Origin of the sequence: Geothrix fermentans DSM 14018, from assembly GCF_000428885.1 — a bacterium.
Lineage (GTDB): Bacteria > Acidobacteriota > Holophagae > Holophagales > Holophagaceae > Geothrix > Geothrix fermentans.
Genome location: NZ_AUAU01000031.1, coordinates 1 through 24,315, shown reverse-complemented (window position 1 = coordinate 24,315; position 24,315 = coordinate 1). Strand labels below are relative to the sequence as shown.

The 24,315-nt window shown below is 59.8% G+C and carries 21 protein-coding genes and 1 other RNA gene; 14 read left to right on the top strand and 8 right to left on the bottom strand.

What is annotated here, in order from left to right; all coding sequences use genetic code 11:
- Positions 1–400: 400 nt before the first annotated feature.
- Entirely contained in the window at positions 401–859 is a 459-nt protein-coding gene (locus G398_RS0109985) for a 23S rRNA (pseudouridine(1915)-N(3))-methyltransferase RlmH (RefSeq protein ID WP_026853497.1), read from the bottom strand.
- A gap of 90 nt (positions 860–949) precedes the next feature.
- On the opposite strand from G398_RS0109985, the gene G398_RS0109980 reads away from it, so the two are divergent.
- The 10 genes from G398_RS0109980 (at position 950) to G398_RS0109940 (ending at position 11,985) form a co-directional block, all read left to right on the top strand.
- Positions 950–1,570: a hypothetical protein gene (locus G398_RS0109980; protein WP_026853496.1), complete on the top strand. Its 621-nt coding sequence runs from the start codon at positions 950–952 to the stop codon at positions 1,568–1,570.
- Positions 1,571–1,655: 85 nt separating this feature from the next.
- Positions 1,656–2,903: a Glu/Leu/Phe/Val family dehydrogenase gene (locus tag G398_RS0109975; protein WP_052571797.1), complete on the top strand. Its 1,248-nt coding sequence runs from the start codon at positions 1,656–1,658 to the stop codon at positions 2,901–2,903.
- Between the two features lie 118 nt (positions 2,904–3,021).
- Positions 3,022–4,077 (top strand): hypothetical protein, encoded by a 1,056-nt coding sequence (locus G398_RS0109970; protein ID WP_026853494.1) that lies wholly within the window; start codon positions 3,022–3,024, stop codon positions 4,075–4,077.
- A 117-nt stretch (positions 4,078–4,194) separates the two neighbouring features.
- Positions 4,195–4,668, top strand: coding sequence for a YcxB family protein (locus G398_RS0109965; protein WP_026853493.1), 474 nt, complete (start codon positions 4,195–4,197; stop codon positions 4,666–4,668).
- Entirely contained in the window at positions 4,665–5,243 is a 579-nt protein-coding gene (locus tag G398_RS17625; RefSeq protein ID WP_052571796.1) for a DNA-3-methyladenine glycosylase, read from the top strand. The genes G398_RS0109965 and G398_RS17625 overlap by 4 nt, the downstream gene beginning before the upstream one ends.
- Before the next feature lie 31 nt (positions 5,244–5,274).
- Positions 5,275–5,478: a tautomerase family protein gene (locus G398_RS0109955; protein ID WP_026853492.1), complete on the top strand. Its 204-nt coding sequence runs from the start codon at positions 5,275–5,277 to the stop codon at positions 5,476–5,478.
- Between the two features lie 231 nt (positions 5,479–5,709).
- Positions 5,710–6,100, top strand: a transfer-messenger RNA (tmRNA) gene (gene ssrA / locus G398_RS20390).
- Positions 6,101–6,849: 749 nt separating this feature from the next.
- On the top strand, positions 6,850–9,567 hold the full coding sequence (locus tag G398_RS0109950) for a DDE-type integrase/transposase/recombinase (RefSeq protein WP_026853491.1): 2,718 nt from the start codon (positions 6,850–6,852) through the stop codon (positions 9,565–9,567).
- Positions 9,554–10,627, top strand: coding sequence for an AAA family ATPase (locus G398_RS0109945; protein WP_052571795.1), 1,074 nt, complete (start codon positions 9,554–9,556; stop codon positions 10,625–10,627). The genes G398_RS0109950 and G398_RS0109945 overlap by 14 nt, the downstream gene beginning before the upstream one ends.
- The gene (locus G398_RS0109940) at positions 10,624–11,985 is read left to right on the top strand and encodes a helix-turn-helix domain-containing protein (RefSeq protein WP_026853489.1); all 1,362 of its coding nucleotides are present in this window, start codon (positions 10,624–10,626) and stop codon (positions 11,983–11,985) included. The genes G398_RS0109945 and G398_RS0109940 overlap by 4 nt, the downstream gene beginning before the upstream one ends.
- Before the next feature lie 571 nt (positions 11,986–12,556).
- Here the strand turns inward: G398_RS0109940 and G398_RS20785 are convergent.
- From G398_RS20785 to G398_RS0109930, 3 genes are all read right to left on the bottom strand, one after another.
- Positions 12,557–12,976, bottom strand: coding sequence for a J domain-containing protein (locus G398_RS20785; protein WP_157492368.1), 420 nt, complete (start codon positions 12,974–12,976; stop codon positions 12,557–12,559).
- 375 nt (positions 12,977–13,351) lie between these two features.
- Complete coding sequence (locus tag G398_RS0109935; protein WP_026853488.1) at positions 13,352–14,746, bottom strand: TFIIB-type zinc ribbon-containing protein; 1,395 nt, start codon at positions 14,744–14,746, stop codon at positions 13,352–13,354.
- The gene (locus G398_RS0109930) at positions 14,746–16,842 is read right to left on the bottom strand and encodes an ATP-binding protein (protein ID WP_052571794.1); all 2,097 of its coding nucleotides are present in this window, start codon (positions 16,840–16,842) and stop codon (positions 14,746–14,748) included. Before G398_RS0109930 ends, G398_RS0109935 begins: the two co-directional genes overlap by 1 nt.
- A 222-nt stretch (positions 16,843–17,064) precedes the next feature.
- Here G398_RS0109930 and G398_RS0109925 point away from each other — a divergent pair, with 222 nt between their 5' ends.
- The gene (locus G398_RS0109925; protein ID WP_043484720.1) at positions 17,065–17,943 is read left to right on the top strand and encodes a DNA adenine methylase; all 879 of its coding nucleotides are present in this window, start codon (positions 17,065–17,067) and stop codon (positions 17,941–17,943) included.
- An 89-nt stretch (positions 17,944–18,032) separates the two neighbouring features.
- On the opposite strand, the gene G398_RS0109920 is transcribed toward G398_RS0109925, so the two are convergent.
- The 4 genes from G398_RS0109920 to G398_RS0109900 all read right to left on the bottom strand — a co-directional run bounded on the left by G398_RS0109920 (position 18,033) and on the right by G398_RS0109900 (position 21,853).
- Entirely contained in the window at positions 18,033–19,079 is a 1,047-nt protein-coding gene (locus G398_RS0109920; RefSeq protein WP_026853485.1) for a hypothetical protein, read from the bottom strand.
- A gap of 785 nt (positions 19,080–19,864) precedes the next feature.
- Positions 19,865–20,671 (bottom strand): HesA/MoeB/ThiF family protein, encoded by an 807-nt coding sequence (locus G398_RS17620; protein WP_043484718.1) that lies wholly within the window; start codon positions 20,669–20,671, stop codon positions 19,865–19,867.
- Positions 20,671–21,174, bottom strand: a complete 504-nt coding sequence (locus tag G398_RS0109910; protein WP_026853484.1) for a hypothetical protein — start codon at positions 21,172–21,174, stop codon at positions 20,671–20,673. Before G398_RS0109910 ends, G398_RS17620 begins: the two co-directional genes overlap by 1 nt.
- Before the next feature lie 346 nt (positions 21,175–21,520).
- A complete protein-coding gene (locus tag G398_RS0109900) occupies positions 21,521–21,853 on the bottom strand; it encodes a hypothetical protein (protein WP_026853482.1) in 333 nt (110 codons plus the stop codon).
- A gap of 126 nt (positions 21,854–21,979) precedes the next feature.
- Between G398_RS0109900 and G398_RS0109895 the strand changes: the two genes are divergently transcribed.
- The 3 genes from G398_RS0109895 to G398_RS17615 all read left to right on the top strand — a co-directional run.
- Positions 21,980–23,062: a helix-turn-helix domain-containing protein gene (locus G398_RS0109895; protein WP_026853481.1), complete on the top strand. Its 1,083-nt coding sequence runs from the start codon at positions 21,980–21,982 to the stop codon at positions 23,060–23,062.
- Complete coding sequence (locus G398_RS20380) at positions 23,059–23,562, top strand: PIN domain-containing protein (RefSeq protein WP_084512418.1); 504 nt, start codon at positions 23,059–23,061, stop codon at positions 23,560–23,562. The genes G398_RS0109895 and G398_RS20380 overlap by 4 nt, the downstream gene beginning before the upstream one ends.
- A 518-nt stretch (positions 23,563–24,080) precedes the next feature.
- The coding region (locus G398_RS17615; RefSeq protein WP_169720642.1) for a transposase family protein at positions 24,081–24,315 on the top strand (235 nt) is incomplete at its 3' end.

Below are 24,315 nucleotides of genomic sequence, written 5' to 3'. Positions count from 1 at the left end.
AGAAGGGGTCTCCACTGGAGGGCAGCCCTGGGGGCCGTGATGCGCAAGCTGCTTGTCCTCATGCGAGCTGTGCTCAAGGCCGAGCACGACTGGGTTCCCAAGATCCAGGCCGCGTGAAGGAGGAGCCCACCTTCTGCTTTTCCCTTCACAGCGGAGCCAACGGTCGCAGCCGGGAGGGGCGCAAAGCCTGCGGGCCGCGAAAGGCGTGCCAGAAGCCGTCCCTGGCGTCCCTTTCGCGGCCTTGCGCCTCTCTCGGCTGGACAGATCCTTGCCCGCCCGAAGGGAAAAGAATCCCGAGACCTTGACTGCCAACTGACAACCTTCGTGGAGATCCTTTGCTTGAGTCCACCGACGGCCGAACCAGTCTTTTCCGTGTTTTCCGCGACCAGCCAGGCTCAGTTCACTTGTGGTATTCCCTGCCCCGCAGGATGGTGAAGGCCCGGTAGAGCTGCTCCAGGAGCATCACGCGGCTCAGCTCGTGGGGGAAGGTCAGGGGGGAGAGGCTGAGCTGCTCTTTCACCTCGGCCTTGAGGGCCGGATCGAAGCCGTGGCTGCTGCCCAGGGCGAAGGCCAGGCCTTCCCCGCGGTCCATGCGCTCCCCCAGCCACCGGGCCAGGGCCTCACTGTCCCGGAGCTTCCCCTCCGGCGTGAGCAGGACCGGGCAGGTCACGGCCTTCAGCCGGGGCCGCAGGCGCTCGGCCTCCTCCCGCAGCTGGCGGGCGGGATCCCCCTTCCCCTCCGTCAGCTCCGTCAGGTCCACCTTGGCATAGGGGCGGAGCATGTCCAGGTAGTGCCGCTCCAGCCCCCGGCAGGGTTCCAGGCGCAGGCGGCCGAAGGCGATGACTGCAATGGGATACATGATCCCATTGTGATGAATTTCCCTTGGCAGGGCAGTGGGAAGACTGCATCCTCACAGTCATCCAGACCACCCCGTTCCGGAGGCCTCCAGATGCGACGCAACCTCATGCTGCCCCTCGCCAGCCTGCTCCTCGTGCCCGCCTTCGTGGGCTGCGGCGGTGACGAGATCCCCACCACGCCTCCGCCCGCCGCCACCGAGCCCGCCGACATCCTCTACCACCTGCAGTACCTGGCGGTGCGCAAGGACTTCAAGCACGTGGCCCTCATCGCCCCCATCACGCCGGACGTGGTGTTCCCCTCCGCCCGCCAGATGCACATGGACGCCAAGGCCCTGGGCCTCACCCTCACGCCCGAGGAACTCAAGGGCCTGGGCGTGGAGCACCTGGCCGCCAAGCTCGATGAGCTGCCCGGCGGGCCCGATGCCGTCAACTTCCCCGACTACACCGTGAAGGACGCGCGCCTGGCCTACAACGCCGGCATCTACCGCCTCACCAAGGGCCTCACCGCCAAGTCCTGGGGCAAGATGCGGCACATGGGCATCGTGGACAACACCGCGGCCCGCCAGTTCGGCGCCCAGACCATCGTCAAGGACATGTCCCTGGGCTTCGACGGCACCAAGATCCTCTCCGTCAGCTGCCTCAAGAAGCCCGATGGCACCTATGGCGTCTCCTTCATGCGCTACCAGGTGTCCCTCAAGAGCCTGAAGCAGTAGCAGCCACCCGACCCCCCTTCGCGGCCCCGGGCGACCGGGGCCGCGCTATGCTAGGCCCCGCTGGGCGATGGCGGCGGGGGCTCCCATGGACGGGCGCACGAACCTCTTCGAAAGCGTGAACCGGCAGTTCGATGAGGCCGCGGACATCCTGAACCTTTCCCAGGAAATGAGGGAACTGCTCAAGACGCCCTACCGCGAGATCACGGTGGCCATGCCCATCCGCATGGAGGATGGCACCCTGCGCGTGTTCAAGGGCTACCGCGTGCAGCACAACGGCGTGCGGGGCCCCCAGAAGGGCGGCCTGCGCTTCCACCCGGACCTGGTCCTGGACGATGTCCGCGCCCTGGCCAGCCTCAACACCTGGAAGACCGCCGTGGTGAACATCCCCTTCGGCGGGGCCAAGGGCGGCATCCAGTGTGATCCCGCGAAGATGTCCCTGCACGAGCTGGAGATGCTCACGCGCCGCTACATCTCCAAGCTCTCCATGGTGCTCGGCCCCACCCGCGACGTGCCCTCCCCGGACCTGAACACGAACGCCCAGACCATGGCCTGGGTCCTGGACGAGTACGGCCGCAAGAACGGCTACCAGCCCGCCTGCGTGACGGGCAAGCCTCTGGAGCTGGGCGGCAGCCAGGGCCGGGAGGCCGCCACGGGCCGGGGCGTGGCCCTCTGCGCGCGCGAGGCCTGGACCCGGCTGCTGGGCCACGACCTGGCGGGCGCCCGGGTGATCCTCCAGGGCTTCGGCAACGTGGGCAGCTTCGCGGCGAAGTTCCTCCACGAGATGGGAGCCCGGGTGGTGGCCGTGGCGGATCGGGACGGCGCGGTGCGCCGCGCCGAGGGCCTGGACGTGCCCGCCCTCTTCGTCCATGCCCGAACGAACCGGGGCACCGTGGCGGGCTTCCCCGGCGGCGAGGCCTTCGATCCCGGGACCATCTGGGCCCAGGAGGGCGACATCCTCATCCCCGCCGCCCTGGGGGGCGTCCTCACCCAGGCCACCGCTCCGGAGGTGCGGGCCAGCCTCATCGTGGAGGGCGCCAACGCCCCCACCACGCCCGAGGCGGACCGGATCTTCTGGGAGCGCGGCATCACCCTCATCCCCGACATCCTGGCCAACGCCGGCGGCGTCACCGTCTCCTATTTCGAGTGGGTGCAGAACCTCCAGCAGCTGTTCTGGGACGAGGCCGAGATCTTCGAGAAGGAGGAGAAGATCCTCATGCAGGCCTTCCGCGACGTGGAGGAGAAGGTGAAGCGCCACGGCTGCACCTGGCGCACCGGCGCCCTGGTCCTGGCGCTGGAGCGGGTGAAAAAGGCCAATGAATTGAGAGGTTGGTAGGGTCCCCGGTTACAAGCGACCCCCACGGGGCTTTTGCGGGTGGCTTTTCCTTCTGGTGCCTGAGAAAATCGTCCATTGGGCTGGCGGGGCGTCCCGAGAGACCAGCTGCGGAGGATCCATGTCCACGAAAAACGTCGTCCATGTGGTCGGCACGGGCACCATCGGCGAGCCGCTGATCGGCCTGCTGACGGAGTACAAGAAGGAACTGGGCATCGACGACGTCACGTTCCACAAGAACAGCGTCAGCGAGCGTCCGAAGGTCAAGGCTCTGCTGCGCCGCGGCGCCAAGCTCGTGGTGGACCCCGACAAGCTGGAGGGCTTCAAGGCCATGGGCGTCGAGCCCGCCATGCTCCACGACCAGGCCCTCAATGAGGCCACGGTGGTCATCGACTGCAGCCCCAAGGGCATGGACATGAAGGAGAAGCTCTACACGAAGTACGAGCACAACACCAAGGGCTTCATCGCCCAGGGCAGCGAGTTCGGCTTCGGCACCATGTACGCCCGCGGCATCAACGACGACGTGCTCAAGAAGAGCGGCCAGTATGTGCAGGTCGTAAGCTGCAATACCCACAACCTCTCCTGCATCATCGACACCCTGGCCCTGGCCGAGGGCGATGACAACCTGATCGAAGGCAGCTTCGTCTGCATGCGCCGCGCCAACGACATCAGCCAGGTGAAGGACTTCTGCCCCGCCCCACAGGTGGGCACCCACAAGGAAGGCAAGTTCGGCACCCACCACGCCCGCGACGCCTACCACCTGTTCCAGACCCGGGGCCTGGAGCTGAACCTCTTCAGCAGCGCCATCAAGCTCCCCACCCAGTACATGCACAGCCTCTGGTTCGACCTGCGCCTCAAGCGGCCCACCACGCTGGAGAGCCTCAAGACCCGCATCAAGGCCAACGACCGCATCGCCATCACCGAGAAGAAGGACGCCAACACCGTGTTCTCCTTCGGGCGCGACCAGGGCCACTTCGGCCGCATCCTCAACCAGACCGTGATCCCCCTCAGCACCCTCGCCATGCCCACGGACACCCGCGTGGTGGGCTTCTGCTTCACGCCCCAGGACGGCAACAGCCTGCTCTCCAGCGTGGCCGCCGCCCTGCACTTCATCCACCCGAACGACTTCGAGGAGCGCATCCAGGTCCTCAAGCCGTACTTCTTCGACGAAGTGTGAGGCGGGCTCGAATCGCTTCGCGATTCGAGTAGCGAAAGGGCCCGCTCGCGGGCCCTTTCACGTGAAATGCTTTTCTGTACTCGGGCCGCGACGCGGCCCGAGCCTTCCGGGATGCCCATGCAGATCACGGCCACCTACACCCTGACGCCCGACGAGGCCCTCCGGGGCGCGCGGACCTTCAAGCGGCTCTGGTACCAGGTCTCCGTGGGCGCGGGGGTGGGGCTGATGCTGCTGGGCGCGTTCAATCTCGGCCCGGGCCGGGGGGTGCCGGGCCTGTTCCTGATTCTGAACGGCCTGCTCTTCGCCCTGCTGCCGGAGATCGTCCTCCGCATGGCGCGGCGCCGGCGCGGGGCTGACGCCTACACGCCCGTGGAGGTGGTCCTCGACGATGAGGGACTCACCCTGCGCACGGAGGCCAGCGAGGGCGGCCTGCCCTGGGCCGGGTTCGAGCGGATCCAGCGCCAGAGCGGCTTCTGGATCTTCCGCACCGGTCCCTCGCGGGCGGTCCTCCTGCCTGAGCGGGCCCTGGACGAGGCCTCCAGTGCCGAGCTGGCGGCCTTCCTCCGCGCCCGGAAGCTGCTGCGGCCGTGAACCTCGAGGGCCCCCCCGACGCCGCCGCCCGGGCCCTCCTGGGCATGCTCCTGGTGCGCGGGGATGTCCGCCTCCGCATCACGGAGGTGGAGGCCTACGGCGGGCCCGGGGACAGTGCCAGCCACGCCCGCCACGGCCGCACGGCCCGCAACGCGCCCATGTGGGGCCCGCCGGGCCATGCCTACCTCTACTTCTGCTACGGCGTGCACTGGATGCTGAACGTGGTGACCGGACCCGAGGGCGACGCCTCCGCCGTGCTCATCCGCGGGGCCGAGGTGGTCTCGGGGCTGGAGACCGTCCTGGCGCGGCGCCGCGCGGCCAAGGCCACCCCCCAGCTCTGCGCGGGCCCCGGCAAGGTGGCCCAGGCCCTGGGCCTGGACCGCGCCTTCGACGGCCACGACCTGCTGGCCCCCGGTGGCCTGGAGCTGCGCCCGGGAACGCCCCCTGCCCGCGTGCTCGCCGGCCCCCGCGTGGGCATCGCCTTCGCCACCGCTCCGGATCAGGCCCGCCCCTGGCGCTTCGCCGACGGGGAAAGCGCCGCCGTCCTGCACCGGAAGCTCCTGGAACCCCTGTGAATGGGCCTATGCTTCCTCCCAGGAGGCCGCCATGCCCTACGTGAACATCCGCATCACCCGCGAAGGGGCCACGCCTGAGCAGAAGGCCCGCCTCATCCAGGGTGCCACCCAGCTCCTGGTGGACGTGCTGGGCAAGAACCCCCAGACCACCGTGGTGACCATCGACGAGGTGGAGACGGACAACTGGGGCGTCGGCGGCGAGACCATCACCGCCCGGCGGAAGCAGGGAAAGTAGGAACCCTCCCTTGTGCCCCCGGAGCCGAGCCTCCATACTCAGGATCCGTTTCGACCGACCCTTCGAGGAGGCGAGATCGCCACGGGACCACACACGGGGGTGACCGGTTTCGACAGGTCCCGACCATGTGGGTCGCGGAACAAAGCCCGGTGGGCTTTGTGAAGCGGGGCCCCACAGGGAGGGAATCACGCCGGGACCAGCCGCATCCGGTGTGTGGTGATCAGAACACACGGGGGTGACCGGTTTCGACAGGTCGTGATCCGGGTGCCTGGTGCAGGCGGGGGTTGGACGGCTGGCCCCCTCATCAAGCCGCCCAAAACAAACTGCCAACGATAACTTCGAACTGGCTCTCGCTGCCTAGGGCAACCTAGGTTCCGAGCGAGTCCCCGGGATCTCTGGGTACCGGGCTCGTTAAACCTCCGAAAGGGTGGCTTCGGCCTGCCGGACGGAGGCACCAGATGGGCCGCCGCGACGCCCCCTGACGGCGGCCGAGATCAGGGGGCGCCCCGACCGAGCGGCTCGTCCGTTCCCCGCCGGAAGGGCCCAAGAGCGGACCAAGCCTGTGGAAGAGCCGCCATCCGGCATGTCTTGGACGTGGGTTCGACTCCCACCACCTCCACCAAGCAAAAGCCCCCGCCTGCGGGGGTTTTTGTGGAGTGAAGCATAAGTTGTCGCGAACGACAGCTTATGCTTCTTTTCGTAGGTGCGACAACATATGGTCTACACCCAAGTCAGAAGACCTACGGGCGAGGCGCTTGCTACCCATATTTTTTTGGCCGATGAGACCCACGCAAATAGCAATTTTTAGATTCGTCCACTTTCGGGCCAACCAATCTATATATTGGCAGTAAAACAATTAAAGCAACCACATAGAACAACCCGAGTGCGTGCAATTCAGGCCGGATTGCGCATCAACCATGCGCAAAGTGCATTTTATGGCTTGACAGAGAAAAAACCCACTGTGCAAGGATGTCCGCCCTATCTCATAGGCGGTCGTCATGTCCCTGACCGTGCCCATCAGGAAGCCAGCCCAGCGCACCCAGGATTGGACACGTTCAAGCCCGACACATCTCGCTCTTGCCATCTCGTCCAGCGACTGGAGTGACGAACCGAGTACCTTCACCAGCCTGCGATCGAGACGGAACCATTTCGCCCAGCCACCGCTGATTCAAACCCTGGATCCAGATTTGGCTTCAGGGCTTCGCATCTTCAGGGCGCTTTTCTTCTTCTTTCTTTCTTCTTTTTCTTTTTTCTTTTCGCTTCGACGAAGAAAGAAGCACCCCCCGTACCCCCAAAGATGGGTTCGGCAGTGGTCCGCGCAAGTGCCTGAAACAGATGAGATTCGCAATAGGGCACCAATGGGGAGGTTAAATGCTTACTCCGGTTGAACTTGAGAATATTTTCAATGAAATCGGCCTTCCTGAGGGGGGCCGCCGCCTTGTGGCGAAGGCTCGAAGGGAGGCTCCGGTCCGGCAGGTTCGGTCCAGCCGGTCGAACCTTATCACCCGATACCCAAGCCAGAAGATGGGCCGGGTCATCGAAACCGAGAGCCACACGGTCGAGTTCGCGGCGATGCTCCGCTATGAGTGGGACCCTGCGGTCTTGGAGTATTACCCACAGCCGATGGAGATTGATCAGAAGGTCAAGGCTCCTGGTGGGAAAGCCACACGGCTCCAGCACACCCCGGATTTCCTGTTGATCAAGCGGGGCGTGATCTTGGTGGAGGAGTGGCGCGAGGAGGATCGTCTCCTCAAACTCGCCCTCAATAGCCCCGGGAAGTTCCTCCGTGAGACGGAGGGTTGGCGCTTCCCCCTGGCCGAGGGCTACTTCGCGGAACACGGCCTGGAATACCAACTCCGATCCGCCGATGAGCTCCCCCGCCAGTACATCCAGAACCTGCTCTTCCTTGGAACATACCTGGAGGCCGGCTACCCCGAACTCGAGGGGCGGGATCTGGAAATCCTGAAACAGGTCTTTCAGGACAAGACGTCCATCCATCTGAAGCAGCTCATGGATGTCCCGGGGCTGACCGCAGACACGATCTACAAGGCCATCGCCGACAAGATCCTGGCCTTCGATATCTACAACGACAATCTGGGCGAGACGGAACGGGTGATGGTTTACCGGGATGAGCCGACCATGGTCTTCCTCCAGAAGTCCATGGCTCCCCCGGTCGGACTTCCCCAGGAGCGGCTCGACTTCGCCATCCAGCCTGGCGGGAAGCTGGTTCTGGACAAGACCGAGTACGACATCCTCTTCGTCGACGGGGATCGGGTCTCTACGAAGTGCAGGGAGGTTATCCAGGACTTCCCTTTGGACATCGTCGAGAGGCTCCACCGGAAGGGGCAGCTCAAGCTCATCCCCAACTCGTTGGCCATCCACGGCAAGAAGGTCGAGGGCTCCAACCTTGAGGATTACACGCCGGCGCAACTGGAGACCGCGCTGACCAGGGCGACCTGGCTCGAGCAAGCGTCCCTTGCTCCGGACTCGGTGCCGGTTTGTGGGCGCACACTTCAGCGTTATCGAAGGGCCGTGGAACTTGCCGGAGAGAGCGCCCTCGCGCGAAATCTTGCGTTAGTTCCCAAGCACTTCTTAAAGGGGAATCGCAAACGGAAGATCTCCAAGGAGGTGCTTGACCTCATCGATCAGGTGACCCGGGAGAAGTTCAACAACCCGAACAACATCTCTATCCGCACCGCCTACCTTTATTTGGGCAAGGCGTGCGAGGCCGCGAACCTCCTCCCCTGCTCGCTGAAGGTGTTCTCTCAGGAGGTCCACCAAAGGAAGTCCACCAGGCTGCGCCAGGGGAAGCGCATGGCCTACCAGGAGGGCCAGTTCGTCAACTACCTGCACATCAAGGAAGAGGTGCATGGTGTCCGCCCCTTCCAGATCGTCCACATCGATCACACGGAGCTTCAGATCCTCCTTTGCCTCCCGAATTCGAAGGAGTCCTTGGGGCGGGCCTGGTTGACCCTCGCCGTAGATGCGGAATCCAGGGCGGTGGTCGGCTTCTACCTCACCTTCGACCCTCCGAGCTACCGCTCCTGCATGATGGTCATGCGGGATATCGTCCGGCGTCATGGGCGCCTGCCTGAAATGCTGGTGCTCGACAACGGGAAGGAATTCCACTCCAAGTCGATGATGCGGCTGTGCGCTCTCTATGGCGTGAGCATCCGGTATCGGCCCTCCGCCAAGGCCCGCTTCGGCAGCGTTATGGAGCGCCTGTTCGGTACCACCCAGAGTCAGCTGATCAATCAGTTGGCCGGCAACACCCAGCTTCTCCGTTTCGTTCGCTCTGTCACCAAGCAGGTGATGCCTGAGAACTTCGTCTCCTGGACCCTGCCGGCTCTCCACGCCGCCCTGGATTTCTACTTCACGGAACTGTACGGGGCGGATCCGCACCCGACGCATCATGAAGGCCCCGTTCAGCACCTTTCCAGGCGCCTCAAGGAGACCGGGGAGCGGCATACCCGCCTGGTGGCCTACGACCACCGGTTCCTGGTGGAGACCTGCCCCAGCCCCGTCGATCGGGAGACGCGGGTTGTGGACATGCAGCGTGGGGTGAAGGTCAATCACTTCCTCTACCACTGCAAAGAATTCTGCTCCCCCAGGCTCGACGGAACCGCGGTGGAGATTCGGGTGGATCCCTGGGACATCCGGTTCGTCTATGCCCTGGTCGAGAACAAGTGGCTGCGGTGCGCCAACAACCATTTGGCCAAGTACCGGAGCTACACCGAAGTCGAGCTTCGGTACGCCTTGGAGGAGGCCAAGAATCGCACCCGGAAGAAGTCCCTCGCACCCGGGCGAATCGCGGAGTGGCTGAAGGTCCTCGATCCGGAGAACTGGGATGACCGTCTGAAGAAGGAGGACGACCGTCAGTCCGAATGCCGCCTTCTTTACGAATCCTTGGGGATGGGTGGGATTGAGCCCAACACTTCTGGCTCGGTGAAACCCACATCAGAGAAGACGAAACCCGCCAAACCCCGCCCTGTGCTGAAGAAGTTGGTGTCGGAGGCACCCGCCTCCAACCAGAACGAGACCCAAAGGAGCTCCAGTTGGAGCCAGGAGGACGACTATGAGCTGCTCTAGGATCAATCCCCTCACCGCTACACCGGAAGAGGCCTTACAACTCTCTGACGAAGACAAGCGTCTCCGCTTCAAGAAAACTCGCCTCTCCCACCCGATGATCGCGGACACGCTCGCCGAGATGACCACCCTGGCCACCCCCGGGTCGGGGAAGAACATCCTGCTCCTCACAGGTCCCACCGGTGTTGGGAAGTCCACGCTGGTCCGGGTCCTGGAGGAAAGGGAAATGGGGGCCCACCAGGAGGAAATGGAGGCTGATCCGTCCTTCATTCCTTTGGTCTCCATCGTCGCCCCGGCTTCAGGGGAACGGGGGTTCTCTTGGAGAATGTTCTATACCGAGATGGGCCGAGCCTTGCAGGAGCCCCTCCTCGGTATGAAGCGCGAGACCCTCAGGGTAAACGATCCGAGGCCGACCACCCTGTACTCTGCCAGGACCTCGGTCAGTGCCATGCGATTGGCGGTAGAGGGCAGCATGGCCCAGCGTCGGGTCCGCATGGTCGTGATCGATGAGGCGGTGCCCATCCTCCGGCAGGCCCGGGGTAATGATCTCGAGAACCACATGGACGCCCTGAAGACCCTGGCCGACAAGGGGGCGACCTTGATCTTGGTTGGCTCTTACGATCTGCATCAGTTGACCCAGATGAGCGGTCAATTGGCTCGTAGGATGGGCGTCATCCATTTCAGGCGCTACAAGTCGGATGTGGAGGATGAGAGGAAGGAGTTCTGCAAATCCGTCAGGCAGCTCCAAAAGTACTTGGCCATCAAGGGACTGCCCGACCTCGGGGAAAGGGGCGAACTGCTCCAGGAGGCCTGTGTCGGCTGTGTGGGGATCCTGAAGACGGTCCTGACGACGGCGTTGGAGTGTGCGCTGAAGAACGGCGGCAAGTGGTCCGAGGATTGTCTAAATCGCGCGCTTCCCAGCCAAGACCAGATGCTCACGATCCTGCGGGAAACCCTTCACGGAGAAAGGCTCCTGGAAACCTCTGCCCTGGGGACCTCCTCGCTGAAGTCCTTGGCCGAGGCGTCCAAAGCCGTCTATGCCGAACTGAAAGCGCTCGGATGATTCATCACCCGGATGTTTTCCAGCTGGTCGGGCCGAAGGTTCGCCTTCCTCCCCGTTCGGTGCTCGTGCGGCTCAAGCCTCTCGGGATGGGAACGCCCTATCGGGAATGCCTGAGCAGCTACTACCAGCGCCTGGCAGATGTGCATGGCCTCACCCCCCAAGTTCTGGCTCGCGAGCTGGTGTTCTCAGACATCAGCCAGGCTTCACCGAACAAGAGCTTCCACTTTGAGGAAGCTTGGCGATTGCCGTCCTTCAATGGACTGGTCGTCAAGGAGGGGCACTGGCCTGATCGGCTGAAATCCCTCACGAGGTGCGAGGGATTGGAGGATCTGACGCTGGGGTTCCTCAGTGCCTTTGTGTCGACCCGGGGGCTGGTGACGAAACGGTCGAAGTGGTGCCCGCTTTGCCTCGAGGAGGACGCGTCGGGTTCGACGCCTTACGCCCGATTGCTCTGGTCCTTCAAGGCCGTCACCTGCTGCCCCAAGCACAAGGTGAACCTGGTCTCCAGCTGCGGTTGTCCCAAAGCTGAGTGGAAGTCCTCAGGTAGGGTGAAATGCCTTCCGAACGTCTGTCCCAGATGCGCTGGGGATTTGGGTCGTCATGATCACCCCAAGGCCACCACCCCTTCGACGAAGAAGCTCCTGCACGCCAACATGGTGGCGGACCTGTTGGTGAGCGGTCTGGCCAACCGCTCAACCACCCAAGAAAGGACACTGGGGGATTTTCTTCAGGACTCCGTCCATTTGTTCATGGATGGGCAGGCCATCAATCTGGCAGGCCTACTCGGGGTCACTAAATCCACCCTCTCCGGATGGATGAACGGAAAACACCGCCCGGAGTTCGCTCGCATCATCCAGATCGCCGAACTCCACGGCTGCTCACTTGAAGATGTTCTCTGCGGCCGAAGCGGGCGCGCCAAGTTGGTTCTCACACTCCAGAAGGAGAGGTCGAAGGAACCGCGGTCCCGTCGGGACCGGGGTGACATCGACTGGATGAAGGTGGTGGCCTTCTTGAAGGAGGCCCTCCGGTCCGACAGCCCGCTGCCGCTCACCAAGGTGGCGATCCAGGTCGGATTACGCGCAGATACCTTGCGAAATGCTGAGCCCGAGCTCTGCAGCGCCATCTCAGATCGTTGGCATGCCTGGCGGAGGTCGTGCACCACCAAGCGAGATCTTGTCTATGCGGACCAGGTTCGAATGGAAGCCACGCGACTGGCAAATCTTGGGCACCGACCTACCTGGCAACGACTTGTTGAGGAAGGGTTCCCGAAGGCCTCGATCTGGCAATGGCGGACCTTCGTGCAACGGATCTGCGACGAGGTCTGGAAGGAGTTCGAGGGCTCGAAGCGGATCGCTTGAGTGGATGTCGGCGCAATCCACTCGCCTGGGAAAGTAGAATGCCGCCCCCCCATAGCTGCCAGGCACCTTGACCAAAGATGAGCTCTACGGAAATGCGCAATCGCGACCAGATCATTGCGCGTTGATTGCGCATGGATCCAGTCGTACCAACGGTTTTCGGTCCTTGCGTTCCAGCAGAACACCTCCATACTTCCGTTCGGGTCGGCCCCAATGGATCACTCTCCAGCCATGAGCACCTTCAAACCCGGACCAGCAGTGGCCCTCAGGACCATCCCCATCTACCTATATCTGGGTGGCTGGGGAGATGGCCCCGACTGGCTTTACGTGGGCAGCCGACTCTACCTCACCCATCAGACCAATGGTCAGATCCACTTCGTGTTTGGGTGGAACAAGCCAGGGCCCCAAAATCTCCCGCCCTCTGGATCGTTCTTCCCGGATGAGCTACCGGGTATCGCCTTGGTTGATCAGGAGAGCGTCGCCCGATTGTTGGCTCGGGAGCTAAAGGGCGGAGACTGAGCAGTGAGTTCGAATTGAGCGAGAGATGATGAGGCCACCTGGAAATGGCTGCGGATTATTTTCTAATCCAGCAATCTTCAAAATCTGCGATCGCTTCTTCAGCCGTGGAAAACCAAAATTTGGCCCACTCGCTTCCGCAAGCCCACTTCCACCCCGGCTCTTTGCGAAATACGGTCGCGTAGGCGCCATCGGGAAGATGGCAGATCCAGTTTCCTTTTTCATTTGTACGCCAGCCAGTCTTGCTCATGGTCTTGGCTTGGTTTCTCTCAAAGAAGCAAGGACCCGGATTATCGTTGGACATAATCCACGAGTAAGCATCATTTATCGGTCGAAAGATTTCCGCCATTCCCCCTGCATCTGGGTGATGAATTTGGGTGAGGAACCTGTACCTCGACTTTATTTCATCGAGCGAAGGGCTCTGTTCGGGGAAAAACCCAAGAATTGTATAGGGGTTCACAACGCCGTTCATATCCATCGAACTCGTCGCTCCGCATGATAGAGATCATCTAGCCATTCGGGAAATAGAGTAACCCACCCCACCTGCACCGGGGCAATGGACAAACACAAGGACGCGGGAGTTTCAGTGAACGGATGGCGGTGTAGAGGTGGCATACCAGTTGAATGCCGGTTTGGGAATGTCTCAACGAATCGATTTGAAATGGCCAAGGAATCAAGAACCATCGGATCGAAATTGGTCATAGATCATACGAAGCGTAAACCCTGATTTCCTATGCGAGAAAAGTCGGTGGTTGTTGGCCAGATGATCCACCTCTGGCCAGCGCTCGAGATCTGCGGCAATCAACCACTGATGGATTCCACAGACTAGGCGGACTAATTTTCGGAGAGAGCGTCATTTAGGCCACCGATGCTGGGGTGTGTGCTGCAGCCCAGTCTTGGTAATGATGTCGAGCACCTTCCCGCCTGGGACTATACTGATCGAAGCATGCCGGTGAGCAAGAGCAACCGGGACGATGGAGTTCTCGTAGAGGTCCATTTCGAAATGGCGGATGAAGTCGCAGGCCCGCTCGATTAATGACCCATACCTAGGTAATTCAGCCTTATTTCTGGCAAACTGAGCCTCGTTGCCGCCCTCACTCTTGGTTCGAAAGGGGTAGGGTATTGCAAAATTGAAGATTCGCTTACGTTCGGTCTTGAAGAGGAAATCCTGACCGTAGTAGGTCTCATTCCCGAAATTAGCGGCTGGCGAGTCATTCCCCTTGATGTACTTGTTTCGGTACTCGTCATCCAGCACGCGCAGAACTCCTACAGGTAAGAAACGGGAGATTAGGTTGGCGTGATCCATAACTTCGCCGGTTTTCTGAAGTCCGATCACGAGGAGAGGTTCCAGTCCCAACTCTCGAAGCCTCTCGTTGACATTGGCCAACAGGTCCATGAGCCGTGCATGAAGCTTGGCTGGTTGGCCAAAGATGGCTAGTGGGCCATCCATCACGAAGGCCATCTTGGCGAGCGACCGAGCATCGGCCCCGAAAACCTGCAGAATCAGGGCGGCGAGGAGCAGGTGCTCTACCGCGTTCATCATGCGGGTCATGGCACTGGCGTTATCTCCAAAATCAGAGACGTCTTCATGTAAGCGCAGCCAGTCCGTGACAAAGACCGGCTCATTGCAAGCTGGGCACTCTAGTTGCTGGCCACCGAGGGTGAAGGAGAACGTATGTCTGGTCCCGCAAGACGGGCACTTTTCTAGGGCGATGGCTTTGTTGTTAATCGTGATCAGCGTATCGGAGAGTTTTAGTTGGCTAGCTCCTCCGTTGCCTCGGTTGGTGCTGAGCTGCTGGAAGACCGCCCTGCGGAACCCGTCCTTCACACTTTTTGCATTCTTATAGCGGATGTTGCTTCCGGGGAGAGTGAAAGTGATGGGGGCGGCGCTTCGATGCAACTCGGCTGCCTTGAACGGGTCTACGAACCGCGTCTTCGGGTCAATCATCTCGGAGTATCGGTCCATCGTAATGAGTACATGGCTCACCTTGATGAACCCGACCTGCGTACTGGGAAGCTTGTCACTGATCGGTGTGTCACTCTTGCTGGCATCAGAGGCGACCACATACTCGGGGAGACAAGGAGGGCTCCCGGCAGGTGCAGGCATGTAGGTCGATGCGATGGCCTGCGCCTCGGCCTCGCTGGGTTCTCGCATGTAATCGCAGTCCGCAAGGAACGCTTGGACATCAGGGTTTCTAACGAAGTCTGAATGCCCCCCTTTGCCGGCACTTTGGCGGTCGTAGGGCATTACTTGCTCCTTCTTGCCTTGATTTGCTCGACCTTGACCTTGATTTCCGCTGGAGAGAATCGGTTGATTTGGGTGGGGATTACAAAGGGAGCCGAAAGCGTCTTGATCCGAGCGAACCCCACGTTTTGAGCTGCTTTGAGAGAACTAATGAAGTCGCCAAAATCGTAGAATTTCCCGAGGGTCTTAAGTTCATCGTCGTTGTTTAGGTGCGTCACGAACCAGTTCTCTGTGTTGGCGAGAATGTTGGGATGCACAGATGACGGCTCCTGGGTCGCGTACACAAAGGCGATGCGGGCCTTTGCACCCTCCTTGGCGATACGAGGCCACGTACCGTTCAGGTCCTCCTTCTTACCCACCAGGTTGTGGGCCTCCTCGACATAGAGAACCACATTTTGCGGCACCCTGCCGGCATGCATGGTAGCCATCTGGCGTTCGAAGACCTGTCGCGCGATGCGTTCTGATAGCACGGTACGGATCTCCACCGGACCAGCAGAGAGGTCAAGTATGACGATCTTCCCCGCATCTAGATGGCTGATGACCTCGTCGGTGACGTCGGCGGAACGACGGCTGGAGTGGTAAGGCTTGTACTTGGAGACAGCACGAAACCCACCGAAGTCCATGTCTCTATTGTTCTTTCGGGCGAGTATGTTGAGGTAGGCCTCCAGAACCGGGTCGACCCAGGGGTTACCAGGGGTGCTCGACCGCAGACCGATCTCCGAAGCGCCCTGCGCCTTTTGTTGTGCGCGGAGGGAGAGGTTAATGGTCCGAAGCTGCTCAAACCACGCACTCGCCTCTGCGGCGGGAATCCGGTCGTTGGTTGGTACGCTAACCGACGCAGGTGGCGTTTGTGCCTGCGCCCAGGCACGCACCTGGTCTACCAACGCCTTCACGATGGGGACCTTGATCACAAAGCCCTGCGGCACATCGTAGCCCGCGCGGAAAAGGATGCATTGGAACACGGCCTTCAGGCGTTCCCAACGAGTATGGGTAGAACGGTCGGTCGATTCAGGTTCTTCAAGCGTGGAGTTCATAAAAGTGTCCAAGTCCTGACCAGAGAACATAGATTTCTCGGCCTTGAACAGAGACTGGAGAAGCTTGAGCGCTTGGTCTACCTCGGTAAAAAAATTGGTCCGAAGGTCTTCGAAGCCGGGTGTGTCAAGAGCACGGTAGCGGACGGTGATATCCGGGAAGACGTCTGCGATGGAACTTCCATCGTCCTGATGGTTGGCGTTGGCGTACTCCCCATTAACATCAAAGATCAACTGGCCGACGCGGATGTCGTCCCCCATGGCTGCAAGGGCGACTGATGACACGGTCGTCTTTACAGTGTTCGACTTACCCGTGCGGGTCATGCCGAGCACCGCAGTTCGCCGGGCAAGAAAATCCGCCGGCTGGATGAGCACCTCGACCAGAGGTTCATCCTTCGCACGATGGAGTCGATCTGTGGAGGTGTAGCGGATAGTGCCGATGTGAATCGGTGAAGGCACTGCATTGAAGCCAGCTTTCTTGGCCTCCTCCGCAGCTTTGGCGCGAACCTCAGGGTTCACGTGGTTGACGATGGCTGCAAGAGCCTCGGCGCGGGGCTTGAATGCCCGCATTCGGGAAAGACTCATGAAGTTTTCGATGTCGCTGCCAAGGCGAAGCTGTCCGTCGTCATCGACAAAGAAGGTCCCTAGCACGCTGCACTTCAACCCCCCGGCTTGAAGCTCTACAGCAGTGATGGGATCCAATCCGTCATGGACGTCGCCCGGGTACTTCTCTTGCTCCGTCCGCCGCTGATGGTGCTCGATCCGGGTTCGGACAAAATCATTGTCCTGGGGCAGCCCCACGGGCTCTAGCACCCGGAGAAGGATCACCTCTTGATCGGTCCGATGGGCCTCCGCGAATCGTTCAGGATGAAAGCCGGCAGCGACCAAGAAGGAATTGTGAGGAATGCCGTTGACCTTCTGTTTGAACTCGTCGTTAGTCAGAACCAGCACTTCATCGAAACGCATCCCATACACGTATCCAACAAACGAGGAGTCGAACTCCCCAAGTAGCTTCACCAGGGGTGACTCGCTGGTGACGACGGTGTTGACGATATTGAGGGGTGTCACGGCTGTCTCCGGATAGAGTCATGATTTATGCAGATTCCCCCCATCCTGACACTAGCGCTTGAATCCAAGAAGGGAATCATGGCCACGGATTCTTCCGGCTTGGGCCATACTCCTGAAGAGATGAGGATGCATCCTCTTGACTAGTTGGTTAGGCGATGGAGGGCATGGTGGCCGTCTTCTCGCAAGGCCTATAGACTAAACACGTTCACCATAGGACTCTCGATGCCCTCGCCACGGTACTACAGCCCCCTTCGCTACCCTGGTGGGAAGGCGAAGCTCGCCGAGTACGTCAAGGCGATCATCGTATCCAACGGCCTGGAGAACGGATGCTACGTCGAACCCTACGCTGGTGGCGCAGCGGTCGCCCTTGAACTTCTCCTTCTTGGTAATGTCTCGAGCATTTGTGTCAATGACCTGAATGCTTCGGTCTACGCATTCTGGTCCTCAGTTCTTAATCAAACGGATGCGCTATGCGAGCGTATCCTCAACGTCCCACTGAGCATGAAAACATGGCACCAACAAAAGGCCATTCATGATGCACCGTCCATGCAAGAGGAGTTGGACCTCGGGTTCGCAGCCTTCTTCCTCAACCGCTGTAATCGCTCTGGAATCATCGGTGGCGGCGTCATTGGTGGGAAGAATCAGGCCGGGAAGTGGAAACTGGATGCCCGATTCAATCGAGAGGTGTTGGTCCACCGCATTCAGAAGATCGCATCATTCAAAGATCGGATCTTCCTGACTAACCTTGATACGGTGGAATTCCTAAAGACCAGGAAGTGGAGGATCCCTCACCGCTCGCTGGTCTACCTTGATCCCCCATACTTCGTGAAAGGGAAGCGGCTTTACGACAGCTTCTATTCCTACGAAGACCATGCTGCGGTCGCCAAAGCCGTAATGAAACTCAAGGGCGTGAATTGGCTGGTCTCTTATGATGACGTGCCAGCCATCAGGGATCTGTATCAAGGAGTGAGGAACATCCGCTACGCGCTCAGTTACAGCGCTAAGGATCGCTACAAGGGTAGCGAAGTAATGTTCTTCTCGGACAACCTGGAGATCCCGCCACTCCCTTCAAAATCCTCGGTCCAGCTTCTGGCTTCTTAAATCGATTGACGTTCTCCCCTGGATTTCGGCCAAGGATTCAGTGTCTTTGCCCATCGGATTCGAACCACTAAGTTACATAAGGCTGATTGTCACCTGCGCCCGTAGATGTAGCGGCGCTTCCAGAGATCCACCTCGCTCCGAAGCTCGACTTCCGTGCGCTCCTGCACCGCAGGGCTTCCACGAGCGTCCTTAGGTTCCGAAGCAGGCCGAGACGCACCACCCTGAAACTCTGCGGGCGTCCTCCATTTCTTGAACAGGGCCGGAAGGTCGATGGATCCGAGGAAGTCTCGTGCCTGCTCAAGGCGCTCCCAGAGCTTGGCCTGTTCCTCCAATGGTGCCTCCTCCACGAGACGCTCTACCTCCGATAGGAAGGCTTGCACGCGCTTGGCCTGATCCCATCGCTTCATAAGATCCAGCAATTCGTCCTTGCTGTCCTGGATGGCCTTGAGACGAGCCCTCTCGAGCTTGGCGAGCCGCTCCTGCTCTTCTTCGATGGCTCGCCGCCTCAACCAGGCTTCATGCTCCGCCACGCGCCTCTCGTGCTCGATCCGCTCCTTCTCCTCGGCCTCGCGCACGAGCGGGACCAGGCGTGACGCCTGCGCCTTCAAGGCCCCTGCGATCTGATCGAGCAGCACCGGGAACCCACCTTCCTCGGCCTCTACCCAGGTCCGCTCCCAGGGCACATCCTTATAGGGCGAATAGGCGCGAACCGCGACCCGCCCCGTCTTGAACTCGTGGGTGGAGGTGTAGTAGTTCGGCTCGTAACTCCTCCGCCTCCCCGAGGGTGGAGGAATATCAGAAACCCGAACCCACTTCCCGCTGCGCAGCTGAGCCTCGACCTCCTCAGATTGCTCAAAGACGGTGAGCCCGATGGGCATGGTCCCGAAATACACGAGCGTCGGCCTTGCCGGATTCAACCCATCATAGGACGACTGACCCGCCGACTTTCCTTCACAGTAGGCAAGGGCCGGTCTGTGGAAGTAGACCCCCACTGGGCTGAAGCCAACCCGATAGCCCCTGCCCTCCAGGTGCAGGTAGAGCTGGCTGGCTGCTTCGATCACCCGGGGCAGGGATTTCTTGGTGGCATAGAGATCCGCCAAGAGCCGCTTGGAGGGCCTCAGGTAGTCATTGCTCATCACTGTGGCGTTCTCGAAGAGGGTCTCGATTCCGATCAGGTGAGCATGGCGACCGGTCTCGTCAGTCTTTGCGGGTACAGCCTTGGCTCCTCGCGCCCTCTCCGTTGAAGGTGAAGGGTAGGGTTGGCGCGGTACCGGTCCACCATCTCGGACCCAGGCAAGCTCATCACCAGGTTCTGGGCTTGGAAGAGGTGGGACCTTGGACCTCAACCCGTCTGGCTTCCGAATCCAGTAGCCCCGAGGGGGACAAGGAACATTCATTCGCCTGCATACCCGGGTCAGGAAGGAAGAGGACACGTTGTAGCGAGCCGCTACCTTCAGCAGTGGTTCAGCCCACACCTCCTCATGGAGCTTCTCGCGGCTCACAGACATGGCATCAGGGTAGCTGGTCTTACGAACAATCACTGGCCTTTCGAAACTGGGATATGAAATCCCAATCCGCTGTATGGCCAGCCTTGATCATTAAGTCATTCACGCGAAATTCAACGTTCCTTGTTGCTCTGAGAAAGAACTGATCCAGCGAGAGTTTTCGTATCATCCGAATATTTCTCACTCTGTATCACCTTGGATGCGACTGATTCAAGTTCCGCTCCCGTCTGTTTCGGTGTGTGAGACTGAGCAAGAACCGAGGCCGCGAGGCTCTTTGCCACCTTCGAGGCTGAAGGATCAGATAGGGTGGTTGCCGCAAGCTTCGTGACCGCTGGTGACGGCTGCTTCGTGTTTCTGCCCATGCTTGCTCCTATTGGTCGAAGGGGGAGACTGGGGTTCTTCCGGTCTCCTGAAAATTAGATGTGGATGTCACCCAATGATCCGGCCTCTTGGAAGTGCCCACAAACCTTTTGGGCGGCGCAAAGAGCCTGTATAGCTGCATGCGGTTTCAGGACTTGGCGGATTCCATCGAACTCCGTGTAAAGGTCGGGCAATGACTCGGGCCCGTCGTTCCAAGGGGTCAGGAGGCGCATAAATTTGTCCACAGCCATCGAGGCCAGGATCCCATTGGGCCAAACCACTTGCGGCCTGCCACCCGCCTTGCCGTATGCCTCGGCATCCTCTTTCAACCTCTTTTCGCTGGGGTACCCCATGCAGCGCATGCACCAATACCCAGGAAGGCTAAGGATGACCTGCCCTGTGATTACGAATCTATTCGGATCTCCCGAAACATCCATCCCCACATCGATGTAGGGCACCATGTGGCGTCGGGCGAACCCCTCAAGCTCTACCCGAGCCTGAAACGAGTCGATGCACCCAAAGATCACGGTGCATTCCTTTAGCGGTCCGAGATTGTCCTGCCAACGAGTCGAAAAGGGCTCCACATTCGCGTCGGGATTCACGCCGAGAATTCGTTCATGCATTACCTGAACTTTGCTTGCTTCAGATACAGCCCCAGCCCATGTAAGGCCGACCATACGATTTATGTTGCTATCCTCCGCGTGGTCGGGATCGAACAGCACGAAGTTCCCGACTCCAATGTGGGCCAATTGCTGCGCGATATGCGATCCGCCTCCGCACAGACCAACGATTGCAACCTTGGATCGACCAAGGAGGGCATCACTGCGTTCTCCCAAGAAGCTCTGTCTGCTGAACCGACTCATCACGCCTCCCACATCCATCGGAGGGGCATACCGACCACCATGATTTCGTCGATAGGCTTGGGGAGGCGGTCAACTGGATCCCAGATCAGCCCTTGAGCAGAGTCCTGGCTTAGAACGATGACCCCGTGCGGCATCCCAGGTCGAACCTTCCAGAAGTCAGGGACAAATTTCCGACTCTCCGCGAGGTCTGCTCGACTGAAGCCCGGCTGACCAAAGCATTCATGGCGGTGAATGTGGAAGATGTTGATCGCATCACTGTAGGCAAGGCTTAGCACTTTGCGGAAACCCGAACCACTGACGACCGCGCCAAATGCGGGGTCGTCAACATAGTCCTGATCATCGACTGGAAGGTACCTCTCGGCCAGGATCGCCATTCCGTTTGGCAGGGTCGACTGACGGCAAGAGATGAATCCAACGCGCTCAGCTGCAAATTCATGAGGACGGTCCAAGTCTGCGTGGATGTCGCGCAGAAGCCCTTGGGTGATGCGGAAGATGGTCTTCATCGCAATGCCTCAAGGTGAGCGATAAGCATCTGAGCCAGGGGCAAGTGCGCTGGAACGTTATTCCAGGACCAGGTGTGCCAAGCCCGACCAAGCAGAACGTGCGTACTCCAATTCGCCGCATGCGGCCCGATACTGGGGCGCTCGGCTTGCAAGGATTCCGAAAGGAAGAGTCGGGTGGAGTAATTGCTGTGGGAGAAGGGACAGAGAAGACCGTCCATAATCCGGACGACGCCCCCAAGAGATACCTTCAGCCCAGGCAAAAGGACCATCTCTTGACCCGCCTCGGCGACCTGTCGTGCCCCCGGACAGATCTGCTGCAGAAAGGCCACCTGGCCCTGGTCGAGGCTCACGACGAGCCCCCTTGTCGAACGTGGCTGACGAAGATCTCCTCGCCCTTGATGTGGATCTCCGCGTTGTCACCCAGCGGTTGGAATACCCCTTCGACAACCTGATCCAGCTCAAGATCGGGAGCCACCCCAACCTCGGCCTTGAACTCAGATACCAGGTACTTCCCTTTTTTAACCAACTTAGCAAGGCCGTCCACCATCACCTGGACCTTTCCCGGGTGATCTGGATGTGGATGTTCCCCTTGCTCGTGCCCCTGTTTGTCAACCAGGGGCAGGTCGGACCCGTTAGACTCGGAGGCGCCATCCGAGTGGTGGTGGAGGTTGTCGTTCATGGTGTTTGGCTCCAAAAGGCCGTAAGGAAGAGTGTCGAACAGACAAGACGTCCTTGCCAGCTCATGATTTACAAGTATGATGTATTGCGTGGTGTTTGTCAACCATGCCAACTTTGGAGGCAAACAATGATTGGAAAGAGGCTTAGTCAGGCAAGAGCAAGCGCCGGCCTCTCCCTGAGGGCACTGGCAGACAAGATTGACAACCTTGTTTCCGCCCAGGCCATCAGCAAGTACGAACGGGACGAGATGATGCCGGGGTCGAAAATCCTCATCGCCATGGCTCGAGCGCTCGGCGTGACAGAGGAGTACCTGGTCAGCCAGAGCGACCTGCGCCTTGAGGGAGTCGAATTTCGGAAAAAGGCCATCACGAGCCAGAAGGAAGAGGCCTCGGTCGCCGCCACCGTTCTTGGTGAGATTGAACGCTATTTAGAGGTCGAAGACCTTGTCGGGGCGCAAAGCGCCTCTTGGACCCCCCCCTCAGAAGCCCCGTTCATGGTGAGGGACTTCTCGGATGCGGAGTACGCGGCCACCAGCCTGCGAAGCTCCTGGAATCTTGGGACAGAACCCATTCCCAACCTCACAGAATTCCTTGAGGAGCGAGGCGTCAAGGTGCTTCGCCTACCATTTTCAGACAACGTGGCTGGAGTGATGTGTAAGGCACGAAGAGGAAATGGCGCAGCAGTTCCAGTGGTGATTATCAATCAGAACGTCAACGGAGAGCGTCAACGCTTCACGCTCGCACACGAACTAGGCCACCTGATCCTCTCAGTGGCCCACGACGTTGACGAGGAGAAAGCCTCTCACCGGTTCGCCAGCGCCTTTTTGATGCCCCGCGAGGTGCTGTGGGCCGAGGTCGGAAGGAGTCGGACAAGCATCTCAATTCGCGAACTCTTTCAGATCAAACAGATGTTCGGAGTCAGCGTCCAGGCAATCGCCTACCGTTGCAAAGATCTCGGGATCTTCAGTGAGACCTTGCATCGAAATCTGTTCAAGTACTTCAACGATCAAGGGTGGCGTCGCCCCCCGTTCCCGGAGCCGAATCCCATTCAGCCAGAGCACCCGAAACGATTCGAGCGACTCTGTTACCGTGCGATGTCGGAAGGGCTCGTGTCTGAAGCAAAGGCTGCCGAGCTTCTCGGAATCACCGCGCGCGAATTGTTTGGACGAATGGACAGGCCTGAGGAGATCAGTGAGTCAGTCTTGACATGACCATTCTGGTTTCTGACACGTCGGTTCTGATCGACCTTGAGCGCGGATCCCTACTTGAATCCGTATTCAGCCTCTCAGCCACGTTTGCAGTACCAGATGTCTTGTTTGAGCGAGAACTCAAAGCCTATGGAGGCGAAAACCTTCTTGCTCTGGGTTTGAAGGTTCTAGAACTGGATGGTGAGGGCGTTCTGTTGGCACAGTCTTATCGAGCGCGGTCGAAGCAAATCTCATTGCCGGATAGTTTTACTCTCGCCTTGGCTCGTCGAGATGGCCACACCTTATTAACCGGTGATGGAGCCTTACGCTCCCTGGCTGAGGCTGAAGGCCTGGAATGCCATGGTTTTCTTTGGGTTATTGACCAGCTTATAGGAGCCGGAACCGTCCCCAGAGTGTTGCTTGCCGCCAGAATAGAATTGATCGTAAGCCATCCCCGCTGCAGGCTACCCCGCCGGGAAGTGAAACTTCGCTTAGAGCAGCTCCTTCGGAAGGAGTGGCCGTGACCCCTAATACCTGGGCTGGTTATCGGGGAGAACGTCAGACAATTCATTAATAGAATAAACACCTCCCCCACGCATTCTGGATGAGCGAGCAAATGAAACGTGAAAACAATATCAAGTTCGGGAAAATGGCTATCGAGTGGCTAAGGTCAACCCACCCTAATTGCTCCGAGTTCCTTCTGTCCTTGTCAAAGAATGACTCGACGTTAAGAGTGGTCGGGATCGATCTAAAAAGCGGATCTGATGCGCCAATGCTTGGACCGATTGTGAAGACTTTCGGCTCTCGGTTCATGCCAAAGTGCGGCTATGACATGACCCTTGTGCCCCTGTCCTCAGCCGAGTGGGCGAAGGTTAAGGCCCGTACCCTTGAACTTCCCGCAGGGTACATGAGCGCAAGGGACCTGATCTCCTTTGAGCCTCCGATATGCGACATCTTGCTTATGTGCGCCACACAAACAGGTTCCTCGCTGAATTGGGTGGGTAGGACCTCAGCGGACTGGTAAGGCTGGGACCATGGGTGGATGGACGCGAATGCCCTTTTCACCATGGCGCTGGGTTTGACCTCCCCTTGGGAGGTGAAAGATCTGGTGTTTACCGCCGAGTCACGGCGACTGGACATCCGGATCGACTTCCCACGGGGGGCCTCGTTCCCGTGTCCGGAGTGCGGCGAATCCTCGAAGGTCCACGACACCGAGGAGAAGTCCTGGCGGCACCTAGACTTCTTCCAGCACTCGGCCTATCTGACGGCGCGGGTGC